Source organism: Streptomyces sp. NPDC007875 (assembly GCF_042868035.1).
Classification (GTDB): domain Bacteria; phylum Actinomycetota; class Actinomycetes; order Streptomycetales; family Streptomycetaceae; genus Streptomyces; species Streptomyces antimycoticus.
The window spans coordinates 139,282-147,846 of sequence record NZ_JBIADZ010000002.1 but is presented as its reverse complement, the minus strand read 5'-3'; the positions used below and the strand labels follow the sequence as shown (position 1 = coordinate 147,846).

General features: G+C 71.1%; 7 protein-coding genes, 1 tRNA gene, 1 other RNA gene and 2 pseudogenes. 7 read left to right on the top strand and 4 right to left on the bottom strand.

Annotated elements, in window-relative coordinates; translation table 11 throughout:
- Positions 1–61 precede the first annotated feature (61 nt).
- A complete protein-coding gene (locus tag ACFYOY_RS04390; protein WP_351882186.1) occupies positions 62–736 on the bottom strand; it encodes a response regulator transcription factor in 675 nt (224 codons plus the stop codon).
- Positions 724–1,890, bottom strand: coding sequence for a histidine kinase (locus ACFYOY_RS04385; protein ID WP_351882184.1), 1,167 nt, complete (start codon positions 1,888–1,890; stop codon positions 724–726). The genes ACFYOY_RS04390 and ACFYOY_RS04385 overlap by 13 nt, the downstream gene beginning before the upstream one ends.
- A 186-nt stretch (positions 1,891–2,076) precedes the next feature.
- Here ACFYOY_RS04385 and ACFYOY_RS04380 point away from each other — a divergent pair, with 186 nt between their 5' ends.
- Positions 2,077–2,244: a hypothetical protein gene (locus tag ACFYOY_RS04380; protein WP_351882182.1), complete on the top strand. Its 168-nt coding sequence runs from the start codon at positions 2,077–2,079 to the stop codon at positions 2,242–2,244.
- 71 nt (positions 2,245–2,315) lie between these two features.
- Here the strand turns inward: ACFYOY_RS04380 and ACFYOY_RS04375 are convergent.
- Positions 2,316–2,707: pseudogene (locus ACFYOY_RS04375) on the bottom strand (DNA-binding response regulator); the annotation flags it as partial.
- A gap of 1 nt (position 2,708) precedes the next feature.
- Between ACFYOY_RS04375 and ACFYOY_RS04370 the strand changes: the two are divergent.
- Positions 2,709–3,205, top strand: a pseudogene (locus ACFYOY_RS04370) (tyrosine-type recombinase/integrase); the annotation flags it as partial.
- Between the two features lie 62 nt (positions 3,206–3,267).
- On the opposite strand, the gene ACFYOY_RS04365 reads toward ACFYOY_RS04370, so the two are convergent.
- Positions 3,268–3,355: transfer RNA gene (locus tag ACFYOY_RS04365), tRNA-Ser, on the bottom strand.
- A 488-nt stretch (positions 3,356–3,843) separates the two neighbouring features.
- Here ACFYOY_RS04365 and ACFYOY_RS04360 point away from each other — a divergent pair.
- The 5 genes from ACFYOY_RS04360 (at position 3,844) to ffs (ending at position 8,477) form a co-directional block, all read left to right on the top strand.
- Positions 3,844–4,500 (top strand): CDP-alcohol phosphatidyltransferase family protein, encoded by a 657-nt coding sequence (locus ACFYOY_RS04360; protein ID WP_351882180.1) that lies wholly within the window; start codon positions 3,844–3,846, stop codon positions 4,498–4,500.
- Positions 4,497–5,345, top strand: a complete 849-nt coding sequence (locus ACFYOY_RS04355) for a phosphatidate cytidylyltransferase (RefSeq protein WP_351882178.1) — start codon at positions 4,497–4,499, stop codon at positions 5,343–5,345. The genes ACFYOY_RS04360 and ACFYOY_RS04355 overlap by 4 nt, the downstream gene beginning before the upstream one ends.
- The gene (locus ACFYOY_RS04350; RefSeq protein WP_351882176.1) at positions 5,342–6,622 is read left to right on the top strand and encodes a lysophospholipid acyltransferase family protein; all 1,281 of its coding nucleotides are present in this window, start codon (positions 5,342–5,344) and stop codon (positions 6,620–6,622) included. The genes ACFYOY_RS04355 and ACFYOY_RS04350 overlap by 4 nt, the downstream gene beginning before the upstream one ends.
- A gap of 127 nt (positions 6,623–6,749) precedes the next feature.
- Positions 6,750–8,246: an MFS transporter gene (locus ACFYOY_RS04345; protein ID WP_388584732.1), complete on the top strand. Its 1,497-nt coding sequence runs from the start codon at positions 6,750–6,752 to the stop codon at positions 8,244–8,246.
- A 136-nt stretch (positions 8,247–8,382) separates the two neighbouring features.
- An RNA gene (gene ffs, locus ACFYOY_RS04340) (signal recognition particle sRNA small type) lies at positions 8,383–8,477 on the top strand.
- The last annotated feature ends 88 nt before the right edge of the window (positions 8,478–8,565 follow it).

Here is an 8,565-nt window from a genome sequence, read left to right as displayed (position 1 = left end):
TCCGGGGCTCGCACCGGCTCCGGGACTCGCACCGGCTCCGGGACCCGCACCCGGCCCGGCCTTACCGCCTGTCCGCCGACTCCCCCTTGCCCGCCCCCTTGTTGAGATACGCCAGGACCGCCAGCACCCGCCGGTGCCCGCTGTCACTCGGCGGCAGGCCCAGCTTCGCGAAGACATTGCCGATGTGCTTGCTGACCGCGCGCTCCGAGACCACCAGCGTCCGGGCGATCGTGGTGTTGTCCCGCCCCTCCGCCATCAGGTGCAGCACCTCGCGCTCGCGCGGCGTCAAGGAGTCCACCGGATCGTCGCGGCGCCGGGTCATCAGCTCCTTGACCACCTCGGGATCCAGCGCCGTACCGCCCGCGACCACCCGCTCCAGCGCGTCCAGGAACTCCTCGACCCGCCCCACCCGGTCCTTCAGCAGATAGCCGAGCCCGCCCGCGCCATCCGCCAGCAACTCGGTCGCGTAGGTCTCCTCGACGTACTGCGAGAGCACCAGCACCGGCAGACCGGGGATCTCCCGCCGCGCCGCGAGCGCGGCGCGCAGCCCCTCGTCGCGGAAGCCCGGCGGCATGCGGACGTCGAGCACGGCCGCGTCCGGGCGGTGTTCGAGGAGGGCGGGCAGCACCTCGGGGCCGCTGGAGGCGACCGCCACCACCTCATGCCCGGCGGAGTTCAGCAGCAGGACCATGCCCTCCCGCAGCAGAGCGTTGTCCTCGGCGATCACCACACGCACGGCAGCTCCACTTCGATCAGCGTCGGCCCCCCGGCGGGGCTGGTCATCTCCACGGTCCCGTCGAGCGCCGCGACCCGGCGCCGCATGCCGAGCAGCCCGCTGCCGCCCGCGGGATCGGCCCCGCCCCGCCCCTCGTCCCGTACCGCGACCCTCAACCTATCTTTCCTCCGCACGAGCTCGACCGACGCCCGCTCGGCCCCGCTGTGCTTGGCCGCGTTGGTCAACGCCTCCGCGATCACGAAGTACGCGGCCGCCTCGACCGCCGCCGGTGCCCGGGACCCGTCCTCCACCCCGTCGTCGTCCACGGACACCTCGAGCCCGCTGCCGGCCGCGAGCGCCCTTACGGCGCCCACGAGTCCGCGGTCGGTGAGGATCGGCGGATGGATGCCGCGCACGACATGGCGCAGCTCGGTGAGAGCCTCCTCGGCCTGGTCCTGCGCGTCCGCCAGCAGCTTGTGCGCCGCGTCGGGGTCCTTGTCGTACGCCCGCCGCGCCAGCCCCACCCGCATCGAGAGCGCCACCAGACGCGCCTGCGTACCGTCGTGCAAGTCCCGCTCGATGCGTCGCAGTTCGGCCCCGTGGGCGGCGACGGCGCCCGCCCGGGTCTCGGACAGCTCCTCCACCCGCTCGGCGAGCCGGGCGGTGCGCAGCGCCTCCGGCGAGGGCAGCAGCAGCGCCCGCGACCACGCCGCGTCGAGGTCGACGAGCCGCTCGATCAGCGGCAGCACCACGGCCCGCTGCTTCAGCAGCCCGCACCACACCCCGTCGACCAGCAGCCCGATGACCCACACCGGCATGGCGCAGCAGGCCAGCAGCCAGCCGTAGACCGCGTGGGCCCCGAGCCAGCGCAGATCGCGGTACGTGGCCGGATCCCCGACCGCCGTCCGTACCCGCGCGAACACCTCCCCGTTCAGCGGCTGGTACACCTCGGGCACCGGCTCACCGGTCCAGGCGCCCACCCACCGCCGCTTGTACCCGGCGGTCTTGCGCACCAGCAGTACGGACTCGGGCAGCACCCCCGCCCCCACGACGGTGACCATCGCGACGGCGGCGAAGATCGCCACCCCGACGAACAGATACGAGGCCAGGGCGATCCCGGCTCCCCGCAGCAACTCCACCGAGGCCCGCCCCGCGCGCCACACCGTCTCCCGCATGGCGGTCAGGCTAAGTGACGGGGCGGGTCCACGGCAGCGGGGGTGTAGCGCGCTACACCCTGGATTCGGGGGCGCGGCCCATCGAGGCGGCGGCGCGGAAACGGGATCGTAGACCTCGGACAAGGAACGGCCGCGACACCGGCCGACGCCACGGCCCACCAAGGGCCCCTGCGAAAGGAACCCCCAATGAAGTCCCTGCTCTGGCTGGTCCTCGCCCTCGCCGCCATCGTCAACGTCGCCTCCAGCTTCGCCTTCAGCGGCACCGAGCAGATCGTCATCAGCGCCATCACCGGCCTCACCGCCATCGGCACCGCCACGGGCCTCTACCTGACGCGCGACCGCCGGGCCGCGTGACCCGCGACCGCAGCACCGCCACCGCCCGACCCCGGGTCGCGTCGTCGCGTCAGGCGGTCGCCGCCCGCTCCTCAGCCCGGGGAAACGAAGCCGGACTCGTACGCCGCGATGACCGCCTGAGTGCGGTCGCGTGCGCCGAGTTTCGCCAGTACGGAACTCACATGGGATTTGATGGTCTCGGTCCCCACCACCAGGCGCGCGGCGATCTCCGCGTTCGACAGCCCGCGCGCCATGAGACGCAGCACCGCCCCCTCCCGCCCGGTCAGCGCGGCACGCTCCATGGCCGTCCGGGCCTCGGCATCGCCGTGATCCTGGCCGAAAGAGGCGGCCAACTGCCGTACCGCCGCCGGGAACAGCAGGAATCACCTTCGGCCACCAGCCTTACGGCGTGCACGATCTCCGCCGGCCGGCCCCGCTTGAGCAGGAAGCCGTCGGCGCCTGTCCGGAGCGCCCCGTACACGTAGTACTGCCCCGAGCGCAAGCAGGTGCGGCGGGAGACCAAGAACACCAAGTCGCGGGCTGGCCGCCGTGCGGTGCCGCTGCCCGGCCCGTTGGTCGTGATGCTCCCTGCTCACAGGGAGGCGCAGGCCCGGGAGCAGGAGGTGGCGGGGAATCTGTGGACCGCCTCCGACTACGTGTTCACCAAGCCGCTCGGTGGTCCGCTCAGCCCGAACACGGACTACCACGATTGGAAGAAGCTGCTGGACGACGCGGGGGTGCGGGACGCCCGTCTGCACGACGCCCGGCACACGGCCGCCACCGTGCTCATGCTGCTCGGTGTCCCTGACCGCGTCATCGATCAGATCATGGGATGGGAACCGGGTACCTCCGCACGGATGCGGGCGCGGTACCTGCATGTGCCGGACGCATGCTCAAGGACGTCGCCCGGAAGATCGCCGAAGCCATCTGGGGACCCCCGGAAACACCCGCTGTGGACAAAAACCAGGACAACGAGGTCTGAGGACAACGTCGAAGGGCCCCACCTTGCGGTGGGGCCCTTCGACATCGTGCCCGGTGAGGCACTGGCGGAGGATACGAGATTCGAACTCGTGAGGGGTTGCCCCCAACACGCTTTCCAAGCGTGCGCCCTAGGCCTCTAGGCGAATCCTCCGTGGAACACTCTACCCCACTTGATGAGGTGCCCTGACACGGCCGATGGTGCGCACCGCATGCTCTGTGGGCCATGCCACATTGTCGGTCCGGGGAAGTCAATGTCCGGCGGAATCGAGATAAACCGGACGGGTTCAGTGGCTGATGGTCGGTGGGAGTGGCCTGGGGCTTCCATCCGGGGCGGTCGTCGCCGAATGCGGGCGCGGGGGTGGGGTGGGCGTGTGGTCCGGCGTGGTCGTTTCCGGGGGAGTGCGGGTTCGTTGGAATGCGGGTTCGTTGGAATGAGCCGGTTCTGCCGTCCCTTCGGGGATCTGCCGGGGGCGGGCCGGAGCGTGTCGGGGAAATCCGATGAAGAAGCGGGTATTCGGGGTTCCGGTAAAACGTGGGGTCTGGTGCATTTACTAGTGCCATAAGACGTGCGCCTGGTGCATTCACTAGCTTCGGGGGTCGGCGGTATCGATTCGTTCACCCGTTTGTTATCGTCTCGCCATGAATGGGCTGTACGCGCTTAAACCGTGGTTCGCCCGCCGATTAACCCTGCTCCGGCGATGGTTGATCCGGAGCGGAATCTCTCCGAATGCGGTCACCTTTGCGGGAGTGCTCTGTGCGGGCGCTGCCGCGGCGTCCTTTGCCGTGCTGCCCGCTCCCTGGGCCGTCTTTCCCGTTGTGGTATTCCTGACGGCTCGATTGGCCTGCGCGAATCTCGACGGCTCCATTGCCAGGGAAACCGGAAAGCAGACCCGCCTGGGTTCGTTGCTGAATGAAATCGGTGATCGAGCGGCGGATCTCGCGGTGATTCTCGGATTTCTGCCGCACATATCGCCTCCACTCGTACTCGGTGCGCTGCTGGCCAGTTCGGCGCCGTCATGGATCTCCATCGCCGGGGCCGCGGCCGGGGTGCGGAGAATCAACGGCGGGCCGATGGGGAAGACCGAGCGCTGCCTCGTCGTCGCGGTCGCCGCGGCGTCCGGGTGGTATGCGCCCGCCGCGGTGGTGATGGTGGGCGGTTCCGTAGTGACCGCCGGTGTGCGGTTGTTCCAGGTCGTGGCGCTTAGCAACCGCCGTGATGGCGAAGACGGTCATGACGGCGAGAGCGGTCGGGCCGGCGAGGATCGTGATCACGATCCTCTGAGCGGTCGGCTGTGACCCCCTTCGCGGATGCGCTTCCGCCGGAGATGGCGCGGGCCGTGCCGCTCCTCGCCGGGACGCTCACGGTGAGCGGCCTCGCCCTTCTCTTCGTCCGCAATGTCGAACTGCGCCGTCGCTGGCGGACCTGGTGCGTCACCGCACTGATCGTCTGCGGGACGCTGGGCTTCGGCGCACCCGGAGCCGCCCTGTTCGCGGCCGGGCTCGCGGTGGTGGGCTCCGTCGAGTACGTGCGCTTGGTGTGCCTGCGCCGCGCCGACGGCGCCGTGCTGCTGTGTGCCGGGGTGCTCCTGCCCCTCATCGCCTGGCTGCGCCCCGGACTGCTCACGCTGCCCACGGCCGGCGTCCTGCTCTGCGCCGCCGCGTTGCCGCCTCTGGTGGGCCAGGACGTGGTCCATGGCGCCGGCCGCGCGGCCAGGACCACCTTCGGCCTCATCTGGCTGCCCGTTGCCCTCACCGGACTGGTGTCCCTGGGGGACCTCGCCATCGCGATCTGCGTCAGCGTGGCCTTCGCGGACGTGGGCGGCTGGTGCGGCGGGCGCGCACTGGGCCGCTCCGGTCCTCTGGGGCGTCCGCTGTCCGCCCTCTCACCGGCCAAGACCTGGGGCGGAGTTGTGGGATCCGCCGTCCTGTCCGGTGTGGCGCTGTGGGCCATGGACGCCTGGACCCCGCTGCGGTGGCTCGCCGTGCTGTGCGGCTGCGCACTGGGTGACCTGCTCGAATCCATGATCAAACGAAACGCCGGAGTCAAGGACGCGGGCCGTTGGCTGCCCGGGTTCGGGGGGCTGCTGGACCGCATCGACTCCCTTCTCGTGACCCTTCTGCTGTTGGGAGCCATGCCATGACGAAGAACGCGGCAACCGGGTCGTTATCCGCGGTGCGGAGCGATACGGAGGGCGATACGCGGCCCGAGCGACGCGTCGCCGGCGGAGCGGAGGAGGCCACCGGGCGGCGGGACCGGCCCGCGTTCCGACTTCTGGTGGCGGCGTGGCTGCGCCGGCGGTTCTGGCGGACCGTCCTCTTCCTCACCGGTGGTCTCACGGTCAAGGGGAAGCTGCCGAAGGGCGGTTGCGTCGTGGTGGCCAACCACTCGTCGCACGCGGACACGGCAGTACTCCTCGCCGCACTCAGCGTCGCCCGTGCTCCCCGGGTGGCGGCAGCCGCCGACTACTGGTTCCTCAAGCGTGCGCGCCGCCTGATGTGTTCGGTCCTGGCCGCCGCGTTTCCCGTACGCCGCCACGGTGGCGGCTACTCCGACCTCCACGACATCGCCGGTCCCATGCTGCGTGCCGGACACGCGGTTGTCGTCTTTCCCGAAGGCACCCGAGGAGAGGGCCGTGTGGGTCCGTTCCGGCGGGGTGCGGTCGACCTGGCCGTCTCCCACGGTGTGCCCGTGGTGCCTGTCGCCCTGTCCGGCACCGCGGAACTGCTGCCCAAACGCGGACGGCTGCGTCCGCACGCCGTCCGGGTTCGGATCGGGCGGCCGCTGACGGACCCCGACGCCGACACGGCCCGCACGGCGGTCCTCGAACTCCTCGCCGAGTGCCGGCCCCGCGACAGCCGGGTCCGGCACCGGATCGCCCGGCTGGCGGTGTCCTGGAAGGGCCTGGGCCTGGTCGCCGCCTGGTCCTTCACCGAGGCGCTGAGCTGGCCGCTGCTGCCGGAGCTCGCGCTCGCCGTGCTGTGCGTCGCGGCGCCCAGGGCCGGGCTGCGGCTGACCCTGAGCGCCGCCGTGGCCAGCGTCGCCGGAGGTCTGGTCGCGCTCGGCCTGTACTCCGGGACCTCCGTCGACCTGCCCCAGCCGCTGACCACCACACGCATGCACACCACGGCGCAGAAGGAGATCCGGCTGGAGGGTGCCCGCGCGGTACGGCACCAGCCCGCCAGCGGTATCCCCTACAAGGTGTACGCGGCCGAGGCGGGGCGAGCCGGGGTCCCCGCGGGCGAATGGGTGCTGCGCTCCACGGCCGCCCGGGGGCAGCGCATCGTCGGTGTCGGCCTCGTGCTCACGCTGATCGGCGTGCTCACCCAGCGCTGGCGGCGTTTCTTCCCGCAGTACCTGGTCTTCGTGGGGGTGGCCTTCATCGCGTTGTTCGCACTGGTCATCAACTCGTGGCGGTGACCCGTACCCCCGTCGGACAGTCCCCGCGCCCGCTGCCGTACGTCCTGCCGACGGGGCGTGCGCGGGCCGCCGGACCCGACAGCAGTGTGAGGACGACCCCGACCGCCGTATGAGGAGCCGCGCGCCGATGCCCACCCCGTCCGTTCCGCCGACCCCGTCCGTTCCATCTACCTCGGCCACCTCGGCCACCCCGTCTGCCCCGGCCACCCCTTCTGCCCCGGAAGCGACGCCCCCGGTCGTACCCTCCCCGTCGGTATCGGACGGAGATGCCCGCCGCATCCTGGCGCTGACCAGCCTCGGCGTGTTCATCGTCTTCCTCGACACCACGATCGTGAATGTCGCCTTCGACACGATCAGCACCAGCTTCGACGCCGGTATCACCCGCCTCGTGTGGGTCCTCAACGCCTACACCCTGGTCTTCGCCGCGTTCCTGATCCCGGCCGGGCAACTGGCCGACGCCTACGGCCGCAAGCGCCTGTTCCAGATAGGTCTCGTGGGCTTCGCGCTCAGCAGCGCCCTGTGCGGTCTCGCCCCCGCGCTCGGCGTCCTCATCGCCGCACGGGCGGCCCAAGGTGTCTTCGGCGCCATCATCGTTCCGGCCTCGCTGGCGCTTCTCCTGCCCGCCTTTCCCCTGGAGCGCCGGGCCACGGCGATCAGCACCTGGGGCGCCATGGCGGCCGTCGCCACCGCGATCGGCCCGACCCTGGGCGCGCTCCTGATCGAATACACCACCTGGCGCTGGGTGTTCCTGCTCAACGTCCCCGTCTGCCTGCTCACCGCGGTCTGGGGCGCGCGCCTGCTGACCGAGACCCGCGGCTCCCGGAACGGAGGTCTACCCGACCCCCTCGGGGTCGCCATGAGCGCCGTCGCGCCCGCCTTGCTCAGCTTCGCCGTCATCTACGGTCCGCGCCTGGGATGGGACGATCCGCGTGTCCTGGCGACCGCGGTGGCCGGTGTCCTCCTGATCCCGGTGCTGATCCGCCGGTCCCGGCACGCCGCGCGGCCGGCACTCGACCTGAGCCTGTTCCGGATTCGGAACTTCCAGGCGTCCAACGTCGCCACGCTGGTCTTCTCCGTGGCCTTCTTCGCCGTTCTCCTCTCCAGCCTGCTGTTCCTGCAGAACGTCTGGCACTACTCCGTGCTGAAGTCCGCGCTGGCCGTCAGCCCCAGCGCACTCGTCACCGCGCTCGTGGCCCCGCTGGCCGGCCGGCTGGCCGAACGATTCGGTTACCGCCCGGTCTTCGTCATCGGCGCCCTCTTCTACGCCGCGGGCGCCGCCGCTCTCGCCCTGCGCACCGGCGCCTCGCCGCACTGGGCCACGCACTGGCTGCCCACCCTCGTGCTCAACGGCATCGGGGTCGGCCTGGCCCTCTCCACTCTCAACAGCGCCGCGGCGAAGGCGCTGCCACCGGAGCGCTTCGGTGTCGGCACGGCCATCAACAACAGCTTCCGGCAGCTGGGCGCGCTGCTCGGAGTCAGCCTGTTCGTGGCCGTCCTGGGAACGCCGACTAGCGCGACGATCCTCAGGGACTACCACCGTGTCTGGTGGGTGCTGGCCGTGATCCCCGTGATCAGCGCCGTGACGTACCTCGCCACCCATCGCGAGCCGGAAGCCACCGGATGACGCCTCCGGGGGCCGCCCCACCGGCCTTCGGCCGGATCCCGGATCCTGGATCTCGGATCCTGGCCGAAAACGGTCCACGACCAGAAGGGGCACCCGCGGAGTCGTTCGCACCCCGGTCGATCCGCTAAGGTGGGGCGCAGCCCCTCACGTGGCGCTATCTCACCGAACTCCCCCAGGGCCGGAAGGCAGCAAGGGTAAGTGGGCTCTGGTGGGTGCGTGGGGGGCGCCTTGCGTCTGCGGGGGCGGCGGAGGGCTGTGGGGGCTCGGTGGGGATACGGATGTGGACCCGTTGTCCGTGGTCCCCGATATCGTCGTAAGC

What these genes read in the sequence shown, in the direction of transcription:
- ACFYOY_RS04385 (WP_351882184.1), bottom strand. Translation starts at nt 1,890, where the DNA reads ATGCGGGAGACGGTGTGGCGCGCGGGGCGGGCCTCGGTGGAGTTGCTG.
- ACFYOY_RS04380 (WP_351882182.1), top strand. Translation starts at nt 2,077, where the DNA reads ATGAAGTCCCTGCTCTGGCTGGTCCTCGCCCTCGCCGCCATCGTCAAC.
- ACFYOY_RS04360 (WP_351882180.1), top strand. Translation starts at nt 3,844, where the DNA reads ATGAATGGGCTGTACGCGCTTAAACCGTGGTTCGCCCGCCGATTAACC.
- ACFYOY_RS04350 (WP_351882176.1), top strand. Translation starts at nt 5,342, where the DNA reads ATGACGAAGAACGCGGCAACCGGGTCGTTATCCGCGGTGCGGAGCGAT.
- ACFYOY_RS04345 (WP_388584732.1), top strand. Translation starts at nt 6,750, where the DNA reads ATGCCCACCCCGTCCGTTCCGCCGACCCCGTCCGTTCCATCTACCTCG.